This window comes from Acetobacter sacchari (assembly GCF_017377715.1).
GTDB lineage: Bacteria > Pseudomonadota > Alphaproteobacteria > Acetobacterales > Acetobacteraceae > Acetobacter > Acetobacter sacchari.
This window is the reverse complement of record NZ_JAFVMF010000011.1, coordinates 86,284-112,116: the sequence shown is the minus strand read 5'-3', so window position 1 is coordinate 112,116 and position 25,833 is coordinate 86,284. Positions and strand designations below refer to the sequence as shown.

The 25,833-nt window shown below is 57.8% G+C and carries 21 protein-coding genes and 3 pseudogenes; 9 read left to right on the top strand and 15 right to left on the bottom strand.

Annotation, left to right across the window (positions count from 1 at the left end; translation table 11 throughout):
• Nucleotides 1–259: 259 nt before the first annotated feature.
• Nucleotides 260–463 (top strand): annotated as a pseudogene (locus J2D73_RS20820) (DUF2312 domain-containing protein); the annotation flags it as partial.
• Between the two features lie 137 nt (nt 464–600).
• On the opposite strand, the pseudogene J2D73_RS11565 reads toward J2D73_RS20820, so the two are convergent.
• From J2D73_RS11565 to J2D73_RS11535, 7 genes and pseudogenes are all read right to left on the bottom strand, one after another.
• Nucleotides 601–867 (bottom strand): annotated as a pseudogene (locus J2D73_RS11565) (HU family DNA-binding protein); the annotation flags it as partial.
• Nucleotides 868–1,361: 494 nt separating this feature from the next.
• Nucleotides 1,362–1,607: pseudogene (locus tag J2D73_RS11560) on the bottom strand (helix-turn-helix domain-containing protein); the annotation flags it as partial.
• 145 nt (nt 1,608–1,752) lie between these two features.
• Nucleotides 1,753–3,543 carry an oxaloacetate-decarboxylating malate dehydrogenase gene (locus tag J2D73_RS11555; protein ID WP_207881702.1) on the bottom strand — a complete coding sequence of 597 codons (1,791 nt, stop codon included), beginning with the start codon at nt 3,541–3,543 and terminating at the stop codon, nt 1,753–1,755.
• Between the two features lie 64 nt (nt 3,544–3,607).
• Nucleotides 3,608–4,165 (bottom strand): lipocalin-like domain-containing protein, encoded by a 558-nt coding sequence (locus tag J2D73_RS11550; RefSeq protein WP_243429886.1) that lies wholly within the window; start codon nt 4,163–4,165, stop codon nt 3,608–3,610.
• A gap of 17 nt (nt 4,166–4,182) precedes the next feature.
• Nucleotides 4,183–4,986 carry a c-type cytochrome gene (locus tag J2D73_RS20815; RefSeq protein WP_243429885.1) on the bottom strand — a complete coding sequence of 268 codons (804 nt, stop codon included), beginning with the start codon at nt 4,984–4,986 and terminating at the stop codon, nt 4,183–4,185.
• A 610-nt stretch (nt 4,987–5,596) separates the two neighbouring features.
• Nucleotides 5,597–7,240 (bottom strand): GMC family oxidoreductase, encoded by a 1,644-nt coding sequence (locus J2D73_RS11540; protein WP_207881700.1) that lies wholly within the window; start codon nt 7,238–7,240, stop codon nt 5,597–5,599.
• Nucleotides 7,241–7,258: 18 nt separating this feature from the next.
• On the bottom strand, nt 7,259–7,795 hold the full coding sequence (locus J2D73_RS11535) for a sorbitol dehydrogenase family protein (RefSeq protein ID WP_207881699.1): 537 nt from the start codon (nt 7,793–7,795) through the stop codon (nt 7,259–7,261).
• Between the two features lie 286 nt (nt 7,796–8,081).
• On the opposite strand from J2D73_RS11535, the gene J2D73_RS11530 reads away from it, so the two are divergent.
• A complete protein-coding gene (locus J2D73_RS11530) occupies nt 8,082–9,542 on the top strand; it encodes an ATP-binding protein (RefSeq protein WP_207881698.1) in 1,461 nt (486 codons plus the stop codon).
• Nucleotides 9,539–10,156, top strand: a complete 618-nt coding sequence (gene fixJ, locus J2D73_RS11525; RefSeq protein WP_207881697.1) for a response regulator FixJ — start codon at nt 9,539–9,541, stop codon at nt 10,154–10,156. The genes J2D73_RS11530 and fixJ overlap by 4 nt, the downstream gene beginning before the upstream one ends.
• A gap of 280 nt (nt 10,157–10,436) precedes the next feature.
• Here fixJ and J2D73_RS11520 read toward each other — a convergent pair whose 3' ends face one another.
• Nucleotides 10,437–10,670, bottom strand: coding sequence for a hypothetical protein (locus tag J2D73_RS11520; protein WP_207881696.1), 234 nt, complete (start codon nt 10,668–10,670; stop codon nt 10,437–10,439).
• A gap of 215 nt (nt 10,671–10,885) precedes the next feature.
• On the opposite strand from J2D73_RS11520, the gene J2D73_RS11515 reads away from it, so the two are divergent.
• Nucleotides 10,886–11,089: a hypothetical protein gene (locus tag J2D73_RS11515; RefSeq protein ID WP_207881695.1), complete on the top strand. Its 204-nt coding sequence runs from the start codon at nt 10,886–10,888 to the stop codon at nt 11,087–11,089.
• On the opposite strand, the gene J2D73_RS11510 is transcribed toward J2D73_RS11515, so the two are convergent.
• Both J2D73_RS11510 and fghA read right to left on the bottom strand, forming a co-directional pair.
• The gene (locus J2D73_RS11510) at nt 11,086–11,478 is read right to left on the bottom strand and encodes a hypothetical protein (protein ID WP_207881694.1); all 393 of its coding nucleotides are present in this window, start codon (nt 11,476–11,478) and stop codon (nt 11,086–11,088) included. The genes J2D73_RS11515 and J2D73_RS11510 overlap by 4 nt on opposite strands.
• A gap of 189 nt (nt 11,479–11,667) precedes the next feature.
• Entirely contained in the window at nt 11,668–12,516 is an 849-nt protein-coding gene (gene fghA / locus J2D73_RS11505; protein WP_207881693.1) for an S-formylglutathione hydrolase, read from the bottom strand.
• Nucleotides 12,517–12,897: 381 nt separating this feature from the next.
• Here fghA and J2D73_RS11500 point away from each other — a divergent pair, with 381 nt between their 5' ends.
• The 5 genes from J2D73_RS11500 to J2D73_RS11480 all read left to right on the top strand — a co-directional run bounded on the left by J2D73_RS11500 (nt 12,898) and on the right by J2D73_RS11480 (nt 19,624).
• The gene (locus J2D73_RS11500) at nt 12,898–13,773 is read left to right on the top strand and encodes a bestrophin family protein (RefSeq protein ID WP_207881692.1); all 876 of its coding nucleotides are present in this window, start codon (nt 12,898–12,900) and stop codon (nt 13,771–13,773) included.
• A gap of 265 nt (nt 13,774–14,038) precedes the next feature.
• A complete protein-coding gene (locus J2D73_RS11495; protein WP_026398483.1) occupies nt 14,039–14,629 on the top strand; it encodes a CarD family transcriptional regulator in 591 nt (196 codons plus the stop codon).
• An 18-nt stretch (nt 14,630–14,647) separates the two neighbouring features.
• On the top strand, nt 14,648–16,267 hold the full coding sequence (locus J2D73_RS11490) for a tetratricopeptide repeat protein (protein WP_207881691.1): 1,620 nt from the start codon (nt 14,648–14,650) through the stop codon (nt 16,265–16,267).
• Nucleotides 16,268–16,467: 200 nt separating this feature from the next.
• Nucleotides 16,468–17,967: a SulP family inorganic anion transporter gene (locus J2D73_RS11485; protein WP_243429884.1), complete on the top strand. Its 1,500-nt coding sequence runs from the start codon at nt 16,468–16,470 to the stop codon at nt 17,965–17,967.
• 235 nt (nt 17,968–18,202) lie between these two features.
• Nucleotides 18,203–19,624 carry a TadE/TadG family type IV pilus assembly protein gene (locus J2D73_RS11480; RefSeq protein ID WP_207881690.1) on the top strand — a complete coding sequence of 474 codons (1,422 nt, stop codon included), beginning with the start codon at nt 18,203–18,205 and terminating at the stop codon, nt 19,622–19,624.
• Between the two features lie 224 nt (nt 19,625–19,848).
• Here J2D73_RS11480 and J2D73_RS11475 read toward each other — a convergent pair whose 3' ends face one another.
• From J2D73_RS11475 to J2D73_RS11455, 5 genes are read right to left on the bottom strand one after another with little or no spacing between them, the layout of a single operon-like run.
• The gene (locus J2D73_RS11475; RefSeq protein ID WP_207881689.1) at nt 19,849–20,832 is read right to left on the bottom strand and encodes a hypothetical protein; all 984 of its coding nucleotides are present in this window, start codon (nt 20,830–20,832) and stop codon (nt 19,849–19,851) included.
• Nucleotides 20,829–21,782: an MlaD family protein gene (locus tag J2D73_RS11470; protein ID WP_086643315.1), complete on the bottom strand. Its 954-nt coding sequence runs from the start codon at nt 21,780–21,782 to the stop codon at nt 20,829–20,831. Before J2D73_RS11470 ends, J2D73_RS11475 begins: the two co-directional genes overlap by 4 nt.
• Nucleotides 21,782–22,480 (bottom strand): ABC transporter ATP-binding protein, encoded by a 699-nt coding sequence (locus tag J2D73_RS11465; protein WP_207881757.1) that lies wholly within the window; start codon nt 22,478–22,480, stop codon nt 21,782–21,784. Before J2D73_RS11465 ends, J2D73_RS11470 begins: the two co-directional genes overlap by 1 nt.
• 51 nt (nt 22,481–22,531) lie before the next feature.
• On the bottom strand, nt 22,532–23,479 hold the full coding sequence (locus tag J2D73_RS11460) for an MlaE family ABC transporter permease (RefSeq protein WP_086643316.1): 948 nt from the start codon (nt 23,477–23,479) through the stop codon (nt 22,532–22,534).
• Nucleotides 23,476–25,800, bottom strand: a complete 2,325-nt coding sequence (locus J2D73_RS11455; protein ID WP_207881688.1) for an adenylate/guanylate cyclase domain-containing protein — start codon at nt 25,798–25,800, stop codon at nt 23,476–23,478. Before J2D73_RS11455 ends, J2D73_RS11460 begins: the two co-directional genes overlap by 4 nt.
• Nucleotides 25,801–25,833 lie beyond the last annotated feature (33 nt).

Here is a 25,833-nt window from a genome sequence, read left to right as displayed (position 1 = left end):
GGTCAAAAGCTGGGTGTTGTTTGGACTAATTTACGCGCTGTGCGAACAACTCGACTCGGGAGCGCCTCCAGCTGCCGCAAATCTGCGCACGATGAAGCCTCAGATGAGCGAGTTTGTTCGGCTGGGTTCAGAAATCAGGACACGCGTCAGCGACGGACGAGCCGGTCGGGTAATACTGAGAGAGGTGGAGTTCCGCGAGGCGTAACACGACGGGAGCGTCGCAGAGGCCGCAGTGGGCAGTATATAGCGGTCGACAGCTGTGCGAGCCATCATCGAGCGCATGGCGCGGCTTGAGGAAGAGCGCAAAGCTCTTACGGCGGATATCAAGGATATTTTCACTGACGCGAAATTAGCGGGGTTCGACGTGAAAGTGATCCGCGTGATCATCCGCCTGCGCAGGCAGGAGCCATCGGAGATCAAGGAACAGGAGACGTTGCCGGTTTATCGCCGCGCGTTCGGCATGCAAAGCGCGCGGCGTAAGCGGTATCAGGCCTTTTTTCGACCGCGCGCGGCAGGCGTTGCAGGCGCAGCCACCTTGGCGGCTTTGGCTTTTGCCGGAGCCGCCTTTTTCTTCCCGCTCGCCTTCGCGCGAGCTTCCTTCACGGCGGCCTTCAGGACGGGAGAGGCCTTGTAGCGGACGGTCGCGCCAGCGGCGACCTTGACCGGCTCGCCGGTGCGCGGATTGAGCGCATTGCGAGCAGGCGTGTCATGAACAGTGAACGCGCCGAAGCTGGGAAGGGTGAAGCTGCCTTTGGCGAGCAGCTCGCCGACGATGGCGTCGATCACGTCTTCCGCGCCCTTCAGGGCGGCGACGCCTGTGGACTGAAATGAGTCCTGCAGGATGGCGGCGATAAAGGCTTTACTCATAAGGCTGATCCTCTCCAAAGGTGGGCGATGTCACTCTGTGCGAGTCCGGCGCTGCGAATAAGTTAATTCTGTCTCGATGGGAAGGCGCCATTTCCCAATGTCTCCCGCCATGGATTGCCGTTTCTTTCGAAAACGTACTACGTTCGATGGACCGCAACCGAGAGACCGGCAGGATTATGAACAGCGCAGACGCTGGATGCGGGCCATGACCTCTTTCTCCGGCAGCCCCCGCGGAGAAGCAGCTTCCGCGTCCTGAAGCGTTTTGTGAAGGGGTCCTTCACGCCGAGCAGCACCATAGCCTGAGCCCGTGCGTAGCGTGCGCGCGTGTCCAGACGGCGCTCAGTCGCCTCCAGCGTCCCGAGCAGCTTGGCGTCGACCGGTAACTTGGGGGAGGGCGGCCTCGCGAAATCGGGTTTTGGCGAGCAAACTACGGTGTGGAGCATCAGCGGGACGACAGCCCGGGATTATAAAAAGGAAACAAGAACATCTTCGTCCTAGCCCTCATCTTCGCTCTGATCGACAAGCGCAGCGCTCGCGGCTACAGCCTTGTGGCGGATGTCCTTCGTCACAGCGCCAAATCTGCTGACAAGACGCGACAGGTTGCCGCCATCGCTACGATGTAAGCTGCGACACAGTTCTGGTGAAATCGCGTTGCTATGGCGCAGCAGACGCTGCGCTATCTCGCGCATGCAGGGTTTCTGATCTCTCAGACCGGCGATCATCCGCCGGTCAGCAAGCGTTAGGTGGCTACTCTTTCACGCCAATCTCCGATCGCCTTATCCAAGCGCACCTCGAGAATAGTCCTAACGGTGCACGTCAGATTAGAATCCAATCGCCGAGAGCGCTTCAAAGCAGAAGGTTTATAGAGCCCTCTAGGTCGTGATCTTATATTGCGATGACGGGTTGGTAGATTGGCCACCATTGTGCGCTATTCACGGCTTCGATCACATCAGTGAACTTCTCTTGGGCAATGTTTTGCTCCTGCGCCTTGCTGGCCACTGCGACAGCAACAACACTGGAAGTCGCACGAAGGTCCGCGTTCGAAGGCAGCAGAGCCGCGCCGGGGGTGGCGTCCGTCGCTTGACTGGCTACTGCTTGCGCGGCGGCAAAGATCATTTCATCGGAGACATGGCTCGCCCGCGATACGATGGCGCCAAAACCAAGGCCCGGATACAGGGCGGCGTTGTTCGCTTGCCCTATCGTATAGGAAACCCCTTTAAAAGTGACATTTTCAAAAGGAGCACCTGTCGCGACAAGCACTCTGCCGTCCGTCCACTCAATAAGTTGAGCTGGCGTGGCTTCATGTAAATTCGTTGGGTTTGACAACGGAAAAATAATTGGGCGCTCAACATGTGAAGCCATATCTTTCACGAGCTCTTCGGTAAACAGATGAGGCGTAGTCGAGGTGCCTATCAAAATAGTTGGACGCACTTTTTTAACGACCTCTGCCAGATCAATTACGCCACCATTCTGAGCCTTTTCACTGCGTAAGGCTGCCATTGCCGGCCACCTGGTTTGGGTTGCCGGCAACATATCAGCCGACACACGTGACCATGCCTGAACCTCCGCAGCTGGTCTGGCATAGCTTACCTGAAAATCAAGAAGTCCGTGTTTCATGTCGTCAGTAAGCAAACCCGGCAAATCGACAAGCCAGATGCGGCGGGTTGCCTCATCTTGCGACACTCCATGCCGCACCATCTGATCGCGAATCTGGTCCGCAATACCGACCCCGGCTGTGCCTGCGCCTAAAATTACCACGCGCTGATCGGACCAGAGTGTGTCACTGCGGCGAACTGCATTGAGCAATGCACCAAGAACGATTGCGCCAGTCCCCTGCATATCGTCATTAAAGGTCGGAACCTTGTCGCGGAAACGGCTCAAAATACGGCGTGCATTTGTTGAACCGAAATCCTCCCAATGCAACATCGCCCGGGGAAAGAGTTTCTTCGCCGCCCTGACATATGCGTCTATAAAGTTGTCATAAACCTCACCGACAACACGACTGTGTCGATAGCCGATGTAAAGTGGATCGTTGAGAAGCTTTTGGTTATTTGTTCCAACATCGAGTACAATCGGAATGACGCGATGAGGATCGACCCCAGCAGCCGCAGTATAGACGGCGAGTTTGCCGATGGAGATATCGATGCCGTTGGCGCCCCAGTCCCCAATTCCGAGAATTTCTTCGGCGTCACTGGCAACCAGCAGATCAATATCGTCAGCGCTGGCGCCGAAGGCTGACAGCTTTTCCTCAATTTCATCAGGTTCGTTAATACTGAGAAAAACGCCACGAGGTCGTGTTATAATCTCACTGTATTGTTCAATTGCCTCTCCAACCACCGGATCGTAGACAACCGGAAGCATTTCCATGAGATGGCGTTGAAGCAACGCGTAAAACAGCGTCACATTATTATCGTGGAGCCTCCACATATAAATGTGTTTATCGAGATCGGTGGGGGCTTTACGATAGGCTGTGAGGGCGCGTGTCAATTGAGGCTCCAACTCATTGGAGATTACCGGCGGCAATAGACCGTTTAACCCCAGAGAGTTTCTTTCCTCCTGCGTAAAGGCTGAACCTTTGTTGAGAGCCGGATCACGCAAAACATCACATCCTCGAGCGGACGTCTCAATTTTTCTAGAACAGCCTATTCCCGTGATTTTGGCCTGTCTGCTGAACACATCTATCTCCTGAAGTCGACCAATCTTTATGGCGCTAGAACCTAGAGACCGAAAATGACCTGAATCACTGAATTCGTTTAAATTCAATGATACTACGAGAAAGTTTTCCTGAATCCCAGTTGGGCATTTTGCGCCAGGGTGTGGTGACCTTTGCGTTTTCCCCATCGATTGAAATGGTGCGTCTTTGCTCTGTACCAACCCACTCCGGCGCCCAGGCAGTCTGCACACCGGTGACCCACTGATTTCCCTCGACTCTATAGCGGCCGATATATGCAACGAGAGTTTTCATAAGATGAGCGCGATCCTCATCCGTCTTCGCCGGTTGCCTGTTGCTACCTTCAAGATTGAATGCAACCCAGCCATCCGGGGTGAAAATGACTCGGCCCCGAGGAGAAGATCCCATCGCATCAATCATTTTCCCTGTTTCTTTGTCTTCTACTTTGTAAGAAACAAGCCCCCAGACGCCAACAATATTCCTTTTCAGATTAGCGGTGTCGACGAAGGACGCGGGAGTGTCATTTACGCCCTGTGCATAAGCGGGAACCTCGATCATCAATGCGCTTATCGCACATGCTCCGAACGCTGCTTTAACCCACGAGGGAAGTTTTTTTCTCGAAAACATAATTTTTTCTCCCTTTTTCAAGCTCGAATGCGTCTGAAAACGCCGTAAATACATGCCAGAGTTATGATAGTCATACTCCCTGCCATGCCAAACCGGGTGAGCGCCAGTAACGGTGATTTTGCTCCCCCCTCGCGAATCAGCTTGACTTCCGCGCCTGAGACGGAAACCTGAGGCCGTCCGTACGTGTCCAGGACATATTTTGTAAGCTTGGCTATTTCCTCGTCATTCAGTTGCGCGGCGTCCGACTTCCTGCCTCCGAAGCCGGGCATAAAGGCCTCGACACCAGAAACGTGACGGTCGACGCCAAAGAGAATGGTCGCAATAAGGTTGTCTGCGTTGGAGGCCCCCGTAACGGAGTTATGCCACAATGACGGGTAATACCCGTCACGACTGCCTTCAGCCTTGAAATTATGGCATGAAGCGCAGTTGCCCATAAACAATTCCGCACCGGTCATATTGGAATTATCTTCCGAGCGGATCGGCTGATCACCCCGGACGCGATCCGCGCTGGAGATGGCCCGACCAAGTGTGAACCGCGAAGTATTTCCGTCTTCGGGATCACGAACCGGTTTTACGGAGGCGAGGTACGTCGCCACTGCCTGAAGGTCGTCGTTTGTAAAATGCTGAAAACTGTGTTCGACCGCTTCTCCCATTCCACCGGCCGCCTGCGCCAGGCCGTCAATATGGCCAGACTTCAGATAGGTTTTGATATTCTCAGGTGACCAGCTCCCTATCCCGCTGATTTTATCAGACGTGATATTGGGTGCGTACCATGATCCAAGGCTCGCGCCACCTAGACTCTCGGAAGGTTTTTCCTGCATGAGAAATCCACGCGGCGTATGGCAGGTTCCACAATGCGCTGGACCTTGCACAAGATACGCACCCCGATTCCATTCTTCGGATCGCGAAAGATCAGGCTGAAAGAGCCTGTCATTACGAAAAAGTATATTCCAGAACATCATCGAACTACGAATATTCATTGGGAATGGTAGAGATGTTTTAGGGGGAGTGCTTTCTACGGGCCGAACGGATTTCATGAAATACACGTACAGGTCGTGCAAGTCCCGGTCTGTCATTTTCGAATACGCCGTGTAAGGCATTGCAGGATAGAGATTGTTCCCGTCTTTTCGGATTCCCTTCCTGACAGCACGCGAGAAATCCGCTTCGGTGTAATCTCCGATACCGAACGTCGTGGACGGCGTAATGTTCGTAGAGTACATCGTACCGAGCGGCGTTTTCAACGCCAGCCCACCAGCGAAAGGCTTGCCGCCCGGTGCTGTATGACAGGCCACACAATCCGACGTCACCGCTATATAGGCGCCCTGGTCAGTCGCTCCTTCGCTTCTGGCTGAAGCACTACTGCACAGGAACACCGCGCCCGAAAAGGCCGCAAGGAATGATAACTTCGCCGACAACCTCCTATGCATCAAGTTAACCATGATTCAATTGCCCAACAATCGCATCCGCAGCTTTGATGGCCAATGCCGCCATGGTTATCGTGCTATTTCCGCTGCCGCCGGTGGTCATTGCGCCGCCACCGGGCAGGAAGAGATTGTCATGATCATGTGCACGACAATCTGCGTCCACAACGGAATCCACGGGATCATTGCCCATGATAGTTCCGCCCATGATATGGTCGCTGTGTAAAAATTCCGGCGAGATCTTAATGTCTGTCGCGCCAAGAGCGATCGCCAGCTTTTTTAAAAGTGGCACTGTGTATTGCGTGGCGCTTCGACGCACATAATCACCCACATCGTAGTAGATGCGCGGACGGCTCAGACCCAGCCAATCCTTTTTGTCAGAAAGAGTCAGCCGGTTAAATGATAAAGGCAGTGGTTCGTGCTCAACGGTCAGACGCGCCGTGCAAGCCGACAGCCGTCGAATTTCCTGATCGAGGGCCTTTCCGTATAGACCTTTTTCCAGGGCAGCTAGACCGCCGAGCGTGCTCCGCGCCATATTTTCCATACGGAACATCGCTCCCGCGTAGTCACGGCGAAAATCGCCCTGACTGGTATTCATGATACTGCTGCTCTGGACGGGCCCTACTCCGGTCCAAAGCGGCTCGGTCATTTCAACATCTGCTACCAGTTTTGGCTGGTCCATCATGTTGCGACCAACCTGATCCGAACTATTCGCGACCCCATGTGGGTTCTTCTCATTCGCGGACAGCAGGAGAAGTTTAGGCGTTTCTATTCCGTTGCACGCAAGAACGAATATCTTCCCCGAAACGGAATGGGAGGTCTTGTTTGGGTCGAAGTAATGGATTGCCTCGATTTTCTTCTGAGAATTTGTTTCAACACGATACGCGACGGCGTTCGTGATGATCTTTCCGCCTTTTGCCTCAATCCGGGGCAACGCCGTTGCCGCATCGTATTTAGCGGCGATTGGGCATACTGGAAAACAGTTGTTGTTTCCGCAGCAGGGGGGGCGTCCATCAAACGAAACGCCACTATTGCGTGCCTGGGGCGCGGGAAGGTTCTGCATACCGATGGTTGCCGCGACGTCCGTCAGTCGTTGTTCGCCAGGGCCGAAGGGTATTGGGCCCATCGGGTAGGGGCGCGAACGGGTCGTGTTCGGGGGCCACTGTAAGGCCGGATCGCGAGGGCCACACACGCCCATCGCATGTTCCGCACGCGCGTAGTATGGCTCCAGCACATCGTAGCTGAAAGCCCAATCCCGCCCCACACCATAAAGGCTTTTCAGGCGTAGATCATCGGGTGTCATGCGCCAGCAGATTCCTGCCCAATGCCAGGTGGCGCCGCCTGCGTAACGCACATAGCCCTGCTCGTACGCTTTGGCGTTCGGACCGATCAGGTCGAGATAAGACGCTCCCTCACTTTCCGTGCGCGTTTCGAGATGGGGAGCCCACGGCTTTGGAGGATAAGGCGCATTCCAGTGGTTGCGCAGTCTAGGCGGCAGATTTCGGTAGTTTTCAACGATTGTGTCGCGACTGACCCGAGGACCGGCCTCAAGCATTAGAACCGAGAACCCGGCGTCAAGAGCCTGCTCAGCAATCAGACAGCCCACTACGCCGGTGCCGACAATGATGACATCGCTACTAAGATTTGAAGGCATGAACAATTTTCCAAAAATTTAAAATGAAGGCATGTTCAGCAAGGAAACTGCGGTCGAGTTCCACCCATTGGGAGCGGACTTTGCGTAGGAAGGTATCGTCATGACGTCGTTCGTCACCTTGTACATGAGAGAACTTTCAAAACCTATTGTATGGTCTTTCGATTTTCCATTAACAACACCGGAATACCACGCCGAGATTATCTTCATCGCCGTATTTTTTTGCTTTATATCAGTCAACGTGGGCATGAAATGCTCAACATCTACTGGAGATGTTTTTATTATCAAATCTTGAAGTTCTTTTATTTTATTATCAAAATCCTCTTCGACGTCACTAAATGCGCCATGAATTCTATGACCGACAGAGCGATCTAACTCATGAGGAACGAGAACCCTCGATACAAACATAAAATGTGATACAGGATCAGTCAGACTGGGTGGTCCCGATGACTCCGCAAGACCTCTGGACTGCGCAAAGCTCGCTGCAGTGGCGAGGGCGCTCATACCAAGAAGCAGGCGGCGCCTATTTATTTTTAATTTTGTACAAGGTGATCTCATTTTCCTTCTCCCTTACGCATTGTATTTATGATTTCCATATCATTATGTATTTTTTAAACTATCAAACGCTACCGGACGTCGTTGTTCCTGACGGCACTGGCAGAAATTCGGACGAAACAACCAACTGCACATGCGAAACTTGTGCGCTCCACCGTGTGGAGCGATGAAAATTTACGACGAAATCCAGATCTACATCTCCGATATTTCGATGAGTGATGCTATTACGTAGTATTACGGGCTTGCTCTCGGGCGACCATCTGCCGCAACATGCGAGCGGAGGACGTCATTGAGGGACTTCTGGGATCTGCCGCCCCAAGAGATCACTGCGCGACCAAACCATCGCGGTCTCGCAACTAGCTCTTTATCCGGGCTCGGGCTCGTCGTGCTGGGCACGCTCATACGTTTCCTGATCAACCCATTTCTGGGCGGCAGGACTTTATTTCTGTTATTGCTCCCGGGGGTGCTCGTCGGCGCGGCGATCGGCGGCCTGCTGCCCGGTTTAGTCGCAGCCACCCTCGCGTCTGTGCTTGGCTGCCTGCTACTCGCTTACGACGGCGCGCCGCCGATCGAAAACTGGGTCGAGACACTTCTGTTCGCTACACTCTGCGTCCTGATCACCTGCGGCGGCGAGTGGCTGCTGCGTGCCCGCCGACGCACAGTCGCCATGGCTCAACGCATCCTCGAACGTGAGGCCCATCTTAGCTCCATCCTCGATGCAGTTCCCGACGCTATCATCATTCTGGACGAACAGGGCCTCGTGCAGTCGTTCAGTCACGCGGCAGAGACACTTCTGAGGTGGGGTGCGGTCGAGGCCATCGGGGTGAACATAGCGACCATCCTTCCGGAACTTGGAGTGGCTCCCATCCCCGAGCGGCATGGGTTGTCGGCAGTCGCCCGTCGCAAAGACGGGACGACGGTCCCTGTCGACCTGTCTACCGGACGCCTGAGCTCGGGAGGGAGCTCCTTCACGATAGCCTTCCTTCGTGACCTCACGGAGCGCGAAGAGGCGTATCGACGCGTGCGGCAGTTGCAGGCCGAAGTCACTCATATCTCGCGCCTGTCCGCCATGGGCGAGATGGCGGCGACACTGGCTCACGAACTCAATCAACCTCTGACTGCAATCGCGAACTTTCTCAACGGTGGCCGTCGTCTCCTGCAACTCGAGAGCGGGCAGAGCGCCCGCGTGCGGGAGGCCATGGACAAGGCGGCCGCGCAAGCGCTGAGAGCAGGTCGGATCATACGGTCGTTGCGGGACTTCGTGTCGCGTGGAGAAGGGGAGCCATGCCTGGAAAGCCTGCGGGCGCTTATCGAGGAAATGGCGACGCTCGCATTGATCGGAATCGCGGAGCGCGGGATCGAAGTGTCCTTTCAACTCGACTCGGGGGTTGATCAAGTTATTGCGGACAAGATTCAGATACAGCAAGTCCTCCTCAACCTGATCCGTAATGCCGTGGAGGCCATGGAAGACTGTGACGAACGGCGCCTAGTAGTGGCGATCGACACCTTCGAAGGCATGGCGCGAGTCCGCGTGACTGATACCGGCCCCGGTGTCAGCCCGGCGATCGCTAGCAGGCTATTCGAACCGTTCTCGACAACGAAGGATCATGGCATGGGAGTCGGCCTGTCAATCTGCCGTACCATCGTGGAGGCTCATGGAGGACGCATCGGAATGCAGCCGGAACCGGGGGGCGGAACGTGCTTCCTCTTTACCTTGCCTTGCGCCCGGACAGAGGAGTTCGGCGAATGAATCCGAATAGCATCGTCCATGTGATTGACGACGACGAGGCCGTACGTGAATCTCTTGCTTTCCTGCTGGTGGCGTCGGGGCATGCTGCGCAGACCCACGGATCGGCGGATGAATTCCTCGCCATCCTGAAGGAGGTTGAGCGTGGCTGCGTCATTACGGATATCCGAATGCCCGGCGTGGATGGCCTCGATCTCGTCTGCCGTCTCCGAGAGAGTGGCAAAGCGCTTCCAGTCATCGTGATCACCGGTCATGCCGACGTACCTCTGGCGGTGCAGGCAATGAAAGCTGGCGCGCGCGACTTCATCGAAAAACCATTCGACGATCACACCATCCTCGGCGCAGTGACCTCCGCTTTGCAGTGCGGCGATGAGAGCGACGCCGAACGAGCGCGAGCACATGTCATTGGCCAACGAATCTCCGCGCTAACTAGGAGGGAGCAACAGGTTCTTCGTGGTCTCGTCGACGGCCAGTCGAACAAACTCATTGCTCGGGAGCTTGGGATAAGCCCGCGAACAATCGAGATTTATCGGGCCAATCTCATGACCAAGATGGAAGCTCGCAGCCTGTCTGAACTAGTGCGGATGACGTTGACGGACCCGGAACGATCAAGGTAATCGCCTTGATGGTTGGCACATGCACAAAATGCATACGCCAAGCCTTATCGACTACCTCCATCTTCAACATCCCACAACAAATGCATTACGCCATCATGATTTTTACTCCACATTGCAGCTCTTGTATTAACCAATAACCCTGTCAATGTTTCTTTCGGAGCGAGCCTAATATATGTTTCACGCCACGAAGTGAGATGCAGACGCCGAACGTTTCGGCGTCTGCATGGGTAACTTTACTGAGGGAGACAACAACCAAGCAATTTCTCAAATCTAAGGTCAGCTATCCAAGCTTGACTTCTATAAAGCGGCGAAGCGAGTCTGACCTGCGCCCTCGTTTCGTGCCGGTTGGCACATAGCCGCCTTTCTCGCTGCCGGTCTTGACGCGCGGCGAGTGGGGTGGGGTGGCCCGCATCTCCGCCACCATCGCCAGCGCCTCGGACAGCCGCTTGTTTTCGACCACGGCGCCCTGGTCCACACACAGATCCTTGTCGAAGACGCGATAGGGCAGGGACACGCCGTGATGCCGGACCTCAACCGGACCATCGACGAAAGCGTCCGGTTGGCCCGTTCCACGCGGCCTTTGGCCTGCGAACTATTGGCGCACAGCATCTCGACGTTCAGCTCCGCCAGAGCCCGCCCGAATTGCGTCAGGCCCTGACCGCCGGTCGCATCCGCTTTGGCCACGCGAAAGATCGAGTGCCTGTCTGAATAAAAGGCGGTCGGACGGCCATGGGCCTCCAGATACAGCTCCCGCGCCTCGAAATAACCGTCCGTGCTCTCGCTGGGGACAAAGAGCAACGTTATCAGGCGGCTTGTGGCGTCGTCCACGAACACCAGCAGCGTGCAGGACGGGCGCTCGGGACCAAACCAGCGGTGCTCCGGCCCGTCGATCTGCACCAGCTCGCCCAGACGCTCCCGACGGATCCGCTCTAATGGAAGTTCTTGCGCTGGGAGCGCGTCAGCCAGATCCCGTCCGCGCGCATCCAGCCGCGCAGGGTCTCGCGCGGAATCACAAGCCCGTGGCGCGCCTGCAACGTCTCGGACGCCAGCGTCGGCCCGTAGGACGGGTAATGCACGCGCAGCAGCGCCAGCGCCTGGGCGCGAAGACTCTCGGGCCTGCGGTGATTGGACGGGCGTCCGCGTCCGCCATGTGCAAGCCCGCCGGCGCCGCGATCACGAACGCGCTCCAGCAGGCGACGCGTCTGGCGCGTCGTTATCCCCAAAAGATCAGTCGCCGACGCTGCCGTGCGGCTCCCGCACAACACCTCGGACAGCACGCCAACCCGGCGCAGGTCTCGATCGTCCATCAGCACCAGTCCCATGTCCGGCCTCCCGAACCGCACACCCATGGCGAGGACAGACTACACCTCAAAGCGGCAGGGAGGACATTTTAATCCGGCGCTAACACCATTAGTCGTATAATATATATTATGCCAACTCAATGACATGCTCAGCGGCGTATCCGGCCAACACACTCCCGTCGACCGGATCAAATTTTCTGACTACCGAGCTTACGCGGCCAGGATCGCAGCGTGATGCGTCACGTGATCTTCGATGAAAGACTGTATGAACCAGTACGAGTGGTCATAGCCCTCGTGAAGACGCACACTCATTGGCTGACCCGCCAATTGGGCGGCTTTCTCGATCTCTTGCGGACGTAATTGAGTGTCGAGAAACTGGTCGGCCACACCCTGATCGATCAGGATCGTATGTGGGTGACGATGGCCCGATGCAATGAGCAACGTCGCATCGTGATCGGCCCAGTCTGAGCGGTTGAGGCCGAGATAAGCCGTGAACGCTTTTTCTCCCCAGGGAACGGCGGCAGGATGAACGATCGGCGCGAAAGCAGAAACCGACTTCCATAATTCGGGGGTTCGAAGCCCATGCACAAGCGCACCGTGTCCACCCATTGAGTGCCCCATCAAGCCCAGTCGCTCGCCGTCTATGGGCATGACGGTGGATGTAAGCTCCGGCAGTTCCCGGCTCAGATAACTCCCCATGCGGTAATGCGCTCGCCACGGCGTCTGCGTCGCGTCGAGGTAAAAACCTGCTGCCAGCCCGAGGTCCCAACTGTCCCCCTCTCCTGCAACGCCAGCGCCCCGAGGCGACGTGTCGGGAGCGATCACCGCGAAACCGCGCTCCGCAGCAAATCGAATTATTCCTGACTTAGTAAGAAATGTTTCATGATTGCACGTCAGCCCCGCCAACACGTAGAGTGCAGGAACGCGCTGACCGCTTTGCGCCCGAGACGGAATAAAGGCGCCGAAGCGCGCTACCAGCCCCAACTGGTCCGACTGATGGCTGTAAAATCCGACACGCCCGCCTGCGCAGATATGCTCGGAGTGGGTAGTGAGCGCCATGGTCAGATCTCCCTCTCTGATCAGTTCGACATACTACGCGGGAAATCGGTCGATGGCATGCTCAATTATCCGAGCGCCGCGAACGATACCCAGCTTCCAAGCGCGAGCGCTTGCATCAGGAAGCGATGTTTACGTGACCCATGAATGACAAACTATGGCCCGAGGCCAGAGACGCGGCAGACGGCATTGCGATGGACGCCAGCCTGTGCGAACGCGTTGACCGGGCGGCAGGCTGGAAGCTTGAACTCATTCGCCAACGCCGGAAGACGAGGGTGTGCGCCGACCGAATTTCGTGAAATTCTGTCAGCGAGCGCACGACCAGACGCCACTCGAATACGTTAGGGCGTTGACGCCATCGCCCACAGGAGGACAGACAGCGGAATGATCGTCAACAAACGTATCGGTTTAAGCGTGCTGCTACGCGAAAGCATGTGGACGCTGCTAGTGCTTGGCGCGTGGGACTTTCTCGTAGTCATCCTGTTTCAGGTTTTTCATCAGGAGTGGATGGAGCAGCCAGCCCTCCCGATCTCTCTGATCGGATCGGCGATCGCCCTGTTCATGGGCGTTCGCAACAACAGCGCCTACGCAAGATGGTGGGAGGGACGAGCGTTATGGGGGTCCATCACCAACAATAGCCGTTCGCTCGGACGCCAGGTGGGCACTATTCTGGGCGGTCGTCCGGACCTGGTCATGGCGATGGCGGCCTACCCACATGCCTTGCGGCAGGCATTGGGCAGTGTCGACGCTTCCGAGGACGTGAACCGCCTACTGCCTCAGGACATGGCGGAACGGATCAAGGGTTGGCGCAATCAACCCAATGGCATTCTCTTCCAGATCGGCCTCGGCGTGACCGAGGAGTCCACAAAGCTGGGCATCGACGGAGCTCTGCACGGCCAGATTGATCGCATTCTGTCCGACCTCGCCAATGCACAGGGAGGGCTGGAGCGAATACGCAACACACCCCTGCCCGTGCAGTTTTCGGCGGTTCCAAAAGTGCTGGCGAACGTGTTCTGCATCGTGCTGCCCCTGTCGACGGTGCAGACGCTGGGCTGGATCACGCCTCTCGGCTCCTCGCTTGTGGGCCTGTTATTCGTCGTGTTGGACAAGATCGGAGCAGATCTTGAGGACCCTTTCATCGATTCCGTTCATGCCCTTCCGATGGAAGCCATGGCCCGGACAATCGAAATCGATCTGTTGCAGTCCATAAGGGAAACCCCGAAACCACCACTTGCCCCTGCAGGCGGGGTGCTGCGCTGACAGCGTGAAGCGTTACCCGGCAATCGCACCACCCTGCAGGCGCTTCTGAGCTCCAGAAGGGAGCCTCCCTCAACGTTTGCGGTCACAACGGCTGATAGCAAACCGTTATCCGTCACGACGCCCAAGGCGGGGGCGAAGGAAAGGATTTTCCGGCTGCTGCTGGCCGCACCCCGGAACCTCTGGCACGCAGAGGCGGCGGAGGCTCAGTCTCCGGTCGGCAGGCTGCCCGAGACATGAGCCCGTTTTTGTGCTAGGGACAAGTCCCATGAACACTTTCAGATCTCCCCCCAAAGGCGGGGTTACGGACGCCATGGCGCGCACGGCGGCCGCCACCACAGCCGCTCAAGCGAAAACCAAAGTCAAGGACGAAGACCCTTTCAAAGAGGGTGATTCGATTGTCTATGCAGCGCATGGCGTAGGACGCGTCGATCGCATCGGCGTGGATGAGATCGCGGGAACGCAGCTGGAGGTGATCCAGATTTCCTTCCCAGGCAACCAGATGACGCTCCGCATCCCCCTGACGAAGGCCCGGAAAGCCGGTCTCCGGAAAATCGTGTCGCGCGAGATTGTCGACAAGGCGATGGCGATCATCAAGGGCAAGCCGCACGTCAGCAAAGGCATGTGGGCGCGCCGCGCGGTTGCATACCAGGAGAAGATCAACTCCGGCGATCTCGTACAGATCGCAGAGGTTCTTCGTGATCTCCGCCGTAATGTCGACAGCCTCGACGGCAGCTTCAGCGAACGCAAGCTTTTCGAGGCCGCGCAGGAGCGTTTCGTGGCAGAAGTCGCCGTTTTGGAGAAGAAGGAGCCAGCCGACGTGCTGCAGTCTCTGACGGCGGTCATGAAAGCGGCCTGACGGAGCAATCGGCGCGTCATGACGCGGTCTTCTCCGCCCTCTCTCGAGCACTCGGGGCCAAGCCTCCACGCCATCGTGCGTCGGGCCTACGCCGAAGTTCAGGAAGGCCGCTTCGAAGCGACGCGTGACGCGCTCCTGCCCTATTCAGGGCAGGGCGAGCACCGTGTCGATCTGCTGCTCGGGTTCGCATACGCCGGAAGTCGACAATTCGATCTGGCCGCGCCGCTGCTTGTCAATGCAGCCTTGGCCAATGTGGGCGCCAAGCACCCTGCCCATGACGTTGTCGAGCTTTTCGCACGCTTCGACATGCGGCCGGATGCAGAGCGCGCCGTGCGCGCAATGCTTGCCTTGACGCCCGAAGATGCGCGTATTCATGACGCACTGGGAGACGTGCTGTGTCAGATGGGGCGTTTTGACGACGCCATCGGCATTCTCGAACAAGGCCTTAGCCTCCGGCCATATAATCCGCTGACGCTCAACCTGATGGCGATAGCCCGTGCAGAGCGCGGAGAGACCGAAACGGCGCTGGGGATGTTCCAGTCCGTGCTCAAACTGACGCCGAATAACGCCAGCGCACTCTCCAATCTCGCGTGCCTGCTTTCCGCTCTCAACAGGCCAGAAGAAGCGCTGGACCTGTATCGGTCGGCTATCGCCGAAAAACCGACTGACGCGCAGATACGGCTCAACCATTCCGTGGCGTTGCTCAAGGCCGGGCGTTTTGCCCAGGGATGGTCCGAGCACGAGTGGCGCCTCAAGCTGCCGAATCATACCAGCCTCCCGCGAGAAAAGCTTCTCCCGCCAATCGGACCAGACGTGGATATCCGGGGAAAGCGCATCCTGATCACGCAGGAGGAAGGGCTCGGCGATACGCTGATGTATCTGCGCTTCATCCCTGCCCTCGCCCGTCGCGGCGCAATCACGCATTTATGGGTGCCTGATTCTCTGGAGCATGTGTGCCGGCGTGTGGAAGGGGTCGCAATAGTGCAGGTCGGGGGCGACGTTCCCCCATTTGACTGGCACTGCCCGTTCATAAGCTTGCCGCGCGCGCTGGTGGGAACGCCTGACGCCATGGGCGATCCGGTTCCGTATCTGCGCGCCGATCCGGCCAAGGTGTCGGAGAAAAGCCGTCTGCTCCCACGTAACGGCAAGCTGAATGTTGGTCTGGTATGGGGCGGGTCGCCACGACCACATCATACCCCCGCACATATGGTGGACCGGAAACGATCGGCCTCGCTGGCAGCAATGGCCCCGCTGGCTGCGGTTGAGGGCGTCAATCTCATCAGCCTGCAGAAAGGCCCTTACGCGAAGGAAGCGTTCGATCCTCCGGAAGGCATGCGGCTGTATGATCCGACTGACGAACTGCATGACATGGACGATACGGCGGCGCTGATGATGGGGCTCGACGTGCTTGTGTCTGTGGACACCTCCGTCGTTCATCTGGCAGGCGCATTGGGACGTCGCGTGTTGCTGATGGACCGCTTCGACAATTGTTGGCGATGGTTGTCGGGGCGGGAGGACAGTGTCTGGTATCCAGATTTGACGATCATAAGACAGGATCGTCTGGGCGACTGGGCTCCTGTCGTCGAACGGGTGGGCGTTGCGTTGCGGAAGATGGTCGCTGAACGCCGGTCTACGTAAGCGAGTCTGGAAGCCTGACATCGGCTTCGCAAATCGCCTTCGCAGCGCGCGACATGAAACGACAGGTAGCGTCAACCGCTCTATCGTTACAGGCGTATCTGTGAGCGCGGCTCCCCGGATACTGGTTCTTTTCGTTGTTTTTGTGATTTTTTGTTCGTTCAGGTACGTCCGGGCGAACGAGGTTCTAAAGGAATTCTGTCATGGCTCTGGCGTCGCTCATGAGCGGCTGGCGCGGTCCCACTGTGTCTCCTGTACGCGAATGTCTGGCGGGAATGGTTGCGACGTTCGCGCTGATCCCGGAAGTGATTGCTTTTGCATCGGCCGCAGGCGTCGACCCTTCGGTCGGCCTGTACGCCTCCTTCGTCATCAGCGTGGTCATCGCATTCGCCGGTGGGCGTCCCGCCATGATCTCCGCCGCCGCAGGGTCGGTCGCACTGGTCGCAGCCGGGTTAGTGCACACGCACGGAGTACAATACCTGTTCGCAGCGACGTTGTTGTGCGGCGCGATCCAGATAGCGTTCGGCTTGCTCCGGGTCCATGTTCTGATGCGCTTCGTGGCGCGTTCAGTTCGTACGGGCTTCGTGAACGCTCTGGCTATCCTTATCTTCTACGCTCAAACGCCGCATATGATCGGCGTGTCGTGGCAGACATACGCGCTGATCACGCTGGGCCTCGCGATTATCTACCTAGTGCCGAAGGTTTTTACGGCCATACCTTCCCCGCTCATCTGCATCGTGGTTCTTACAGCGATTGTCACGGTGTATCCGATGCCGGTGGAGACTGTGGCGGACCTTGGCCGCCTTCCGGACGGCTTGCCGACACCGGGGTTTCCTCACCTCCCCCTGACTTTCAAGGCGTTGGGCATCGTGGCTCCATACGCGTTCGCTATGGCGATGGTCGGGCTGCTCGAAAGCCTGATGACCGCACGGGTCGTCGACGACATGACGGGCACGACGTCGGACAAGCGCCGTGAGAGCGTCGGACTTGGGCTGGCGAATTTTGCAGCTGGCGCGTTCGGCGGAATCGGCGGATGCGGGATGATCGGTCAAACCGTAGGCAATGTTCGTTACGGCGGACGGGGACGCCTCTCAACATTGATGGCCGGGGTTTTTCTACTCGTACTGATCGTCGCGCTTCGTCCGTTCATCGCCCGCATACCGGTCGCGGCACTCGTCGCCATCATGGTCATGGTGTCGATCAGCACGTTCTCATGGGCGTCCCTGCGTGAACTGGTCGCGCACCCGAGACTGGCGAGCACAGTGATGCTCAGCACGGTTGCCGTGGTGGTCGCCACCAGCGACCTTGCGGCCGGCGTGGCCGTTGGCGTTCTGCTGAGCGGCGTATTCTTCGCTTCGAACGTCTCTTCAATGCTTCGCGTGGAAAAGATGCTGGACGCTACGTCCGGCGCGCGAAAATACGTTGTGCGCGGCGAAATTTTCTTCGCATCAGCTGAGCTTCTCGAGGAATCGATCGATTACGACGATTCTGCCGAAACATCCGGCGGCACTCCCGCTTCACCACGAGATGTCGTTATCGACCTTCGGAGCGCCCATCTTTGGGACATTACATCTGTGGGATCGGTGGAGGCCATCGTGGAGAAACTGCGCGCACGGGGGCACAGCGTGACGTTGCTTGGCTTAAACGAAGCTAGCGAAGCGCTGCTGCGGCGCCACGGGGATGTTGACGCCACTATAGCCTGACTTTGACCGCCCTCCCCTTAGTTTGAGGAGCATGGCGCGTCGTCTCTTCCGTCACCCTTTTTTTACCTTCGGAGCTTACGGCTGGTTCCGAAGGTTTCGCGACACACGGACGCAGGCACACTGTGCTGATCCAATATTCGTGAACCCTTTCTGACCGCTCTATGTCGACCCGGTATCCGTCGGTTCTGCAGCTACTGATCGGCCAGCCCGAATTGCGGCAATGAAGTCAGGGTTCATGTCCAAACGCCGAAATCGTCCACTGCCCAACGGGTTGCACCGTCTTTGGAAATACGCGCGTGAGATGCTGCTCAGCCTGGCGCGAGCGCGCGGCGGGAATGTCGTCGTACTCACCGCGTTCTGCGCATTGCCTGTAATAACTGCAATGGGCGCCGCGATCGATATTTCGCGCGTGCATGGCGCACAGACATCGCTGCAATCAGTCAGCGACGCTGCGGCTCTTGCCGCGGCGAAGAGCGGAAACCTTTCTGTAGCAGCTGCGGAATCTTCCTCGGGTAGGACATCCGACGCACAGGCGGCCGCCTCCTCTGCGGCACAATCCTTTGTCAGCGGCAATTATTTGACTTCAGGCCTGACATCCTCTCCGGACCTAAGTATCTCAACAACCGTGAGCGCCGCGAATGTCGTAACGGTGACAGTAACCCTGACTTACAACCAGTCATTGTTGTTCGGGTCGATCTTCGGAATCAGCTCGACGCCGGTGACGGTGACGTCAACTGCTACGGTCGCTTTAGGCAGTTCCTACTATCAGGTCGTATTTCTTATCGATGTGTCGAACTCGATGGGGATCGGCGGCACCTCGACCGCGATCGCCGCATTGCAATCGAACAGGCAGATACAATGCGCGTTCGCCTGTCATGACCCCAATTCCTACTCATCCGTCACCACCGACTGCGTATCGTCGTCAGGAGGCGGCAATCGCCATCATGGAGGCTCATCCAGCGGCGCAAGCTTGTGCGACAAACGCGCAATTGCAAAGGCCGCGGGAATTTCCCTGAAAATCGATTATGTCAGTCAGGCTGTCGAAGACTTCATCACTCAGTTGGATGATTACACCGGAAACGACACCACACATTTCACCGTCGCCATAGATACGTTCGGCACAAATTTTACGCAGGCTCTGGCTCCGACGACGAACCTTTCGTCAGCGCTGACCGCCGCCCAGAACATCGACATCGAAACGGTATTGCCATGGGCGACATACAACTATGGCTACACGTACACCCAGAAAGCTCTCAGTTCAGCCTTGTCATCAATCACGAATGTCGGTGACGGCTCATCACCGACGAAAATGCGAACATTTCTGGTCTTTTTGTCAGACGGGGCTGAGGACCTCCCCGGCCCTTATGTCGATTATGGGCGGTCGCTGGACGTCGCCTACTCCAGCCAATGCGACGCCTTGAAAAATTCCGGAATCAATATTTTTTCTATATGGGCGCATTACTATCCGATTCCAACAGATTCACAATACTCAACGCTGGTAGCGCCGATCAGTGCGAATCTTGGCCCGACAATGCAGGCTTGCGCGTCCTCTTCCGACCAGTATTTCGAGGCGTCGGACGGCCCCGCGATCCAGAGCGCGGTAAGCTCAAGCTTCGTGGCAATTGCGGCTGCGGTCGGCCTGCATCTGTCAAAGTAGAGATATTCGGCGCCCACAGACCTCATGCGCGTCAGATTGGCGGCGGCTTATACCACGTCGGCGCACGCTGCCCGTGATGGTGTTTGGGGTGGAGCGTCGTGTGTTCCTGTCCGTCAGAACAGGCCGCTGGTAAAAGAGCTACTGCTACCAACGCGACCAGCCACAGCCGCCTTATCACACCGCTTACCCTCGTCTCAGATGAAATCAAAAACCAACTGCCGATTTTACGGGGGAGCATTATCATCTGTCATCTTCTTCGCGTCGAACGGCTCAAGTGCAAAAGGTATCGCCGCTTCCTGCGAAAGTTGCAACGCGAGAGCGTCCGGTGCCTGGGCGCCATCCGAGCGCGCCGCTACGCTTTGAGCCGCACGCGCCAGCAGAGACGCCGCCAAATCATTATGACCTGCGGCGCGGGCGGCATGGGCTTCGACTACCAAAGCGCGCGCCATAGCGCGATATTCACCCGTGCTCTGGCGCAATACAACGGACTCGGCAGCCAGCGACATGGCTTCAGAAGGCTCAGAGGAAAGCGACGCGCGTGCACGAAGTTCCGCGAGATCTCCCTTTAGAACCGCCGTATGCGGGCGAGGTGCGCTCGCGAGCGTCTGAATACTGGCGGCGAGCGTCCTGGCGTCGCCTTGGTCCGAGGCAATCAGGCCGCCGAGAAATGCGGCGCGAAGCGCCACGTCACGAATGGAACTCGTCCGAGCCTGCGCCGCACTGCGTGCTGCCTCACTATATTGCCCAAGCCGGTAAAGCGCCGCAGCGCTCACAAGGTTCAGACCACCTGTATCGGGGCGGGTAACACCTGCGTTTCGTTTGCTCTCCCGCCCTGGCGTCACAGCGTCAGATGAAGCACGTAAGGCCAACGCCTCACGCGCTTCGCGCACAGTGGCGAGGGCATTATCGGGCTCACCAGCCGCAAGCTGCGTGACTGCCAGATTGAATGACGCATCTGCGATCGCAGCAGCATCGTCATGGCGGACGGCAAGCCGCGTGGCCGCACGATACTGTTGCTCCGCCACCGAATAACGCTCAATAGCGAGAGCGTTCTGACCGGAATCCATAGCCTGAACGTATTCGTCATTTTGTTGCTTCACCGTATCATCCGGCTGTGCGCCGCCGCACCCCGTCAGAGACGTCGTCAAAAGCAGAACCGCCACAATTGGGAAGCCGACAAACCGCGAGCGAGGGTAAATCGTGCTCATGGGGACACCGTCCGAGCGGGCAGACGGTGTTCCGTGGACGTCGTGTGGCCACCCAGAAGCCACAGACCGCGCAACTGTTCAGTCAGCTTCTGAAGATTATAGAGCGACATCTGAGCCTGGGTCATCAACGCAGGGAAATCGGCAAGACTTTCGTCGGCGTTCTTGGCGATCGAAGGCAAACGCGGCGTAGCGTTTTTAAGATCGTTGGTCGCCGACTGAACATTCGCCATCGAAGCGTCGGATTTCGCAAGAATGGCCTTCACCTGCTCTTCTTCCGGGCGCAACCGGTTGATGACGTCGTTCAAGGACACGATGGTCGATTCAGCCTGCCGGATCAGCTGGTCATTCGTAAGAAGCTCTCCGACGTTCCCCTTGCCTGCATGGATATCGGTGACGATGGCGTCGAGTTCGCCCGTCATATGTCGAGCATTGGCGATGGCTGGCATGACCTGCGCCTGAATATCTTTCAGGGTCTGGGTGATCATGTCGGTGGGGCTGGGCTCCGTTGTCGCGTTGATGACCGCGTAATTCCAGTTCATCGGCTCGCCCGAACCGCGCGTCAGATCCAGATAACTGGCGCCAGCCACAACGAACTGCTTTCGAATGACAGCTTGACTGTCGCGACGGATGAAGGGTTCGACCTGAGGATCAAGATCCACGATCGCATACATCGCTCCCGACGGATTCAAACGAATGGCGCGGATCGTTCCCGCGTGCGCACCAAGAATCTGAACGTCTCCACCGACCGTAAGACCTCCAACGCCTGAATTCGGCAGGATGACGCGAAGGCTCGCAGGCGGGCTCAGCCAGTCGCTGAGCACGCCCGCCTCGACGACTGCGCCCGCAAACAGCAGGGTGCTGATCAATACGAGCAGCCCGACCCATTCGTCGGCATAACGAAGACGGATGAGAGGGCGGCTTCTGTTCTGCCGTAATCTGATCTGGAACATCAGCGTATCCGTACCGTTAGCAATCCATCGTCCGCAAGCCGCCACTGGGAGGTCACCGCACGGCGGTACTCACGCCACGTTGATGAAGTTCGGCCGAACCAGATAACCGACGCCCCCCGGTCACGAGCCTCGGTCAAGGATTCAAGAAATGGCGTCGACAGATCGACCGCAGTGGTTTCAAGAGGATCCTCAAGCAACAACAGCCTTGGCTTTCCAAGAAACCCCCTGACGCAAGTCATGCGAGCCAGATCCGCATCAGACAATCGTCCCGGCGCATCTACTGGAATGCCCGGCAGTCCGAAACGTTCCCCAAGCCGCACGGCCTCTGTCGTGAGGTCGTCAATGGAACGGTTCGTATGGTGAAGTTCCTTGAGCATCATCTGCATATGCGCGCCAAACAATCCGCTCCAGTTCGGACGACGCGTGATACGTCCGATTCGTCCACGCAGGGCGTTCGCACGTCGATCACCCAACGCGCTCCAGTCCAGACCAAGAAAACGCACAACCCCGGCGCGAAGATCGAGCATTCCTGCGCACAAATCAGCGAACATGGTGGCTCGTCCCATATCGCGCGTCTCAATGACCATGCACTCGCCCGGCATCAGCCTCATGGTCAGCGGCAACGGCGGCAAAGCCGCGCCTTCCTGCAACAGGGTCGCCCCGGACAGCTCCAGCACGGCGCCGACCGTCCGTTTCATGGCGTGTTCGGCCAATTGAGCCGACTCTTCTTGCGGCACAGCCGTTCTCCCTCACAACTTCAGGCTGAACAGGACGCTTACGGCCATGACGATCAGCATTCCTCTCGAAAAGCCCCGCGGCAACATTGTCGACACCGTGTCTTCGCTGCTGGCCGTCAGGCCGCTGACGCAACAGCCCAACCCAACCAGGAATCCGACGACGATAAACTTCAGCGGTATGAGGATATAATCGGCAGGCGTCATTGCCGTGACGACGTCGTAAAAAAACGACCAGATAGAGTTTGAAATCGCCCCCGAGGCGCGACTGACGACATAACCGGTAGCAAGCGACGCTACGGAGAACAGTATACCAAGCGTAAAGCCCGACACGGTGAAGGCCAGAGTGCGCGGCAGCACCAGCAATAAGAAAGGATCCACGCCCTCAGCCTGCATCGACTTGACCTGCCCGCCGGTCGTAAGCATCCCCAATTCGGTAAGCGCCAGCATCCCGCTGCGTCCGAGCATAAGCACGCCCACCAGAATGGGCGCGATTTCACGAACGATAACGGTCACCAGCAGCGAGCCCGTCATCTTCGACATCCCGGCGAACCCAAGCCAGTAGATAGCCTGCGACACGCCCCCTAACCCGGTCAGCGTGCCAGTGACGAGCGTCGCCACAAGCCCCCCGCCAGCGACCTCGCCAAGCGTCGTACGAAATTCGTAACGGACGGTCCGACGCCAGGTGTTGGGACGAACGCTTTCGTGCAGGACGCCCCAGATCGTCCCCAGCATGATCAGAAGAAACCACACCCGATGACGGGTTACGCTGCCGATGAAAGCCAGAAACACCCGTATCTTGCCGGAAAGGGTGTTCTCGTTCGGTTGGCTGTCGTCGCGAGCGTAATGCGCGACGCACTCCTCGTCAGGACGTGCGGCGCCGCCAGCCGTCCCGGCAAAGGCCTCCCCGTCGCGCTGGCTGCCGCCGTCGGTGGGCGGGGTGTCTGGCTGATCGTCGCTCATCGCCGCGTGGCGAGCACGTAGACGCGCCCAATTCCCGAACCTGGCGCATAGAACGAACCGCGACTGCGGAACAGGTAACGATCGCGCAAGGCCTGATAGACCCGTTCGGTCACCTCAATCGTGCCGACGTCTGGCGCGCCCTGCGCCATCAACTCAGCCAGAGTGACAGTCTCTCCCCAGAGATTGAAAGTTTTCGGCTCCTGCCCCAGCTCCCCGCCCAGAGCCGGACCAAAATCCATCCCGATGCTGAAAATAGGCTCGATATTCGCCGCCGAGAGCAGCATGACGCAGCGCTCACGCAGCGCTAATGCCGCCTCAGCCAAACGTCTGATCGCACCGGGATCCGGTTCCGCAGTGCAGCCCGCGACGCAGATCAACCTGTGACCAGCCACCTTGACCGAGAAAAGCTCGTGCGTCCGCGCGATATTCTGAACTTCCGTGGCGATCTGGTCGATCAGCTTGAGAAGCGCCTCCGGCCCCTCCCCGCTCTCCATCACCGGATCGCTGAAGGTGATCACCATCACAGCGACGCTGGGAAAGGCGCCCGGCGTCGTCTGGCCGGCCACCGCAGGCGGACGCACAAGCGCTTCATCGAACCTTGGCGTGGACAATCCAGCAGGGGCAGGCGCGAGAAGTTCGGACTCACCCGTCACGGCAATCGTTTCGGCCGCGGCCCCGAACCTGACGGCGGCAAGCGCTGCGACGATGTCGACAAAATAAACCAGATGGGGCGCGAACACGGCGTCCTCGAGCGTCATCATACCAATCACGCCGGAGGATCCGTGGCTTGCTCCCCGGATCGGATGCACGATCAGAGACGTCGTGCCGGCCTCACGCATCATCAGGCGGGAAAAACCGGCGGTCTTCTGATCCCTGCTGGCCACCGCAACGCTCACCGCCTCGCCCGCATCCAGAAGTTTGAAAAACTCTTCCAACTCATTGCGGGACAGTTCGAAACCACCGGAATGAGCGTCAAGCGAACTGTCGTAACTGTCGTCGCATATCAACGCGGTACCATCGTGAAGCAGGCGCCAGATCGCGACCCGCCGGGCGTGACTGGTTCTCGCTAACGCCTCGGTCAACGAAAGAGGTTCGCTGGCCGAGTCAAAAAGGTCCGGAGTATCAGCCAAACGTTGCAGTGCATCCGCTTCGGAGGCCGTCTGCATTTTCTGCCGCTTCAGCTCCCGATTGGCGCGATCGGTCTTTCTGCTCTGATGCGCCAGAAGTCCCGCAAGAATCGCGGCAAGTGCGACAATAATAGCCGAGAACTGGATACTCTCACGCCCGCTGGTCCGCGCAAATGCAGCGAAGTCGCTTTCCGGCGCGACCATGAGCAAAACCCAGCCATCGGTTGTCGGCAAGTTTTCGGCAATGCCGATGTAGTTTTTGCCGCCGGACTTGAATGCATGAGATCCAACGCCCCGCACCCGGAAACGGTCATACACCTGCAGAAACGTGGATTGCGTCTTGGGGTCCAGAAGCATCTGAGACGGATCGCCATGGGCGCGAGCGACAATCCGGGAAAAATCGTGCCCGGCGATAATATGCCCGGTGCTGTCCAGGATAATCGCCTTGCCACTTTTACCGATCTTCAGGCCATCGATGAACTGACTCAGCAGATTCAGCGACGTATTGATCGCGAACACATACCTGCTGCCGTCAGTTCCCGTAAGTCCGATTGAACTGGTGATGACCAGTTGCTTCGTCGTCTCATACAATGTCGGCGACGACCACGAAATCTCGTCCTTGCCAATGGCGCTCTTGAACCAACCGCGGTCGCGTGGATCGTAGTGATCGGCGGGATTTTCTTCTGAACGAAGCAGCTTGCCGTGCTCATCATAAAAATCATGATGGAACACACCGTCCGCGCCATCGGCTCCGGGGCGTAATTGTGTGTACTCCATCCCCTTTCCGTGCGGATCCCGCTCGATCAGAATGAAGCCCCCCTTCTCATCCCCGAGGTAGAAGGACTGCAACTGCGGCACCAACCGAAGCATCGAGCCGCCGTAAGCGTAGAAGGCGATGTCCTTCGACGCCGTGCGGGCGTGTCCGATAAAATCCTGCGCAAATGAAGCGCCTGTCGTCGCCGCAGACAAATACCCCGTTACGTCCTGCACGACATATCGCTGCACTGAGTCGAGCAGATCATGCGTCAGACCCAAAACCCCGGCGCGTGTGGAACGATAGGTGTGCAGACCGATTCCGCCGATGGTGGCAAGGATCAGCGCAACGCTGAGGAGGGGCACGCCAACTTGAACGAAGCGTTGTCGGATGGTCCGGCCAGTCTGTTCAGTCGGATTGACAATCTCGTGCGAGGCCAAGAATCCGGCTTCCTCTCACTGGGGCGCCTGCTT

What these genes read in the sequence shown, in the direction of transcription:
- J2D73_RS11465 (WP_207881757.1), bottom strand. Translation starts at nt 22,480, where the DNA reads ATGAAACGGACGGTCGGCGCCGTGCTGGAGCTGTCCGGGGCGACCCTG.
- J2D73_RS11540 (WP_207881700.1), bottom strand. Translation starts at nt 7,240, where the DNA reads ATGCCTTCAAATCTTAGTAGCGATGTCATCATTGTCGGCACCGGCGTA.
- J2D73_RS11485 (WP_243429884.1), top strand. Translation starts at nt 16,468, where the DNA reads ATGGCTCTGGCGTCGCTCATGAGCGGCTGGCGCGGTCCCACTGTGTCT.
- J2D73_RS11490 (WP_207881691.1), top strand. Translation starts at nt 14,648, where the DNA reads ATGACGCGGTCTTCTCCGCCCTCTCTCGAGCACTCGGGGCCAAGCCTC.
- J2D73_RS11550 (WP_243429886.1), bottom strand. Translation starts at nt 4,165, where the DNA reads ATGTTTTCGAGAAAAAAACTTCCCTCGTGGGTTAAAGCAGCGTTCGGA.
- fixJ (WP_207881697.1), top strand. Translation starts at nt 9,539, where the DNA reads ATGAATCCGAATAGCATCGTCCATGTGATTGACGACGACGAGGCCGTA.
- J2D73_RS11470 (WP_086643315.1), bottom strand. Translation starts at nt 21,782, where the DNA reads ATGTTCCAGATCAGATTACGGCAGAACAGAAGCCGCCCTCTCATCCGT.
- J2D73_RS11480 (WP_207881690.1), top strand. Translation starts at nt 18,203, where the DNA reads ATGTCCAAACGCCGAAATCGTCCACTGCCCAACGGGTTGCACCGTCTT.
- J2D73_RS11515 (WP_207881695.1), top strand. Translation starts at nt 10,886, where the DNA reads ATGGGCCTCCAGATACAGCTCCCGCGCCTCGAAATAACCGTCCGTGCT.
- fghA (WP_207881693.1), bottom strand. Translation starts at nt 12,516, where the DNA reads ATGGCGCTCACTACCCACTCCGAGCATATCTGCGCAGGCGGGCGTGTC.
- J2D73_RS20815 (WP_243429885.1), bottom strand. Translation starts at nt 4,986, where the DNA reads ATGCAGGAAAAACCTTCCGAGAGTCTAGGTGGCGCGAGCCTTGGATCA.
- J2D73_RS11535 (WP_207881699.1), bottom strand. Translation starts at nt 7,795, where the DNA reads ATGAGATCACCTTGTACAAAATTAAAAATAAATAGGCGCCGCCTGCTT.
- J2D73_RS11460 (WP_086643316.1), bottom strand. Translation starts at nt 23,479, where the DNA reads ATGAGCGACGATCAGCCAGACACCCCGCCCACCGACGGCGGCAGCCAG.
- J2D73_RS11475 (WP_207881689.1), bottom strand. Translation starts at nt 20,832, where the DNA reads ATGAGCACGATTTACCCTCGCTCGCGGTTTGTCGGCTTCCCAATTGTG.
- J2D73_RS11500 (WP_207881692.1), top strand. Translation starts at nt 12,898, where the DNA reads ATGATCGTCAACAAACGTATCGGTTTAAGCGTGCTGCTACGCGAAAGC.
- J2D73_RS11510 (WP_207881694.1), bottom strand. Translation starts at nt 11,478, where the DNA reads ATGGGACTGGTGCTGATGGACGATCGAGACCTGCGCCGGGTTGGCGTG.
- J2D73_RS11495 (WP_026398483.1), top strand. Translation starts at nt 14,039, where the DNA reads ATGAACACTTTCAGATCTCCCCCCAAAGGCGGGGTTACGGACGCCATG.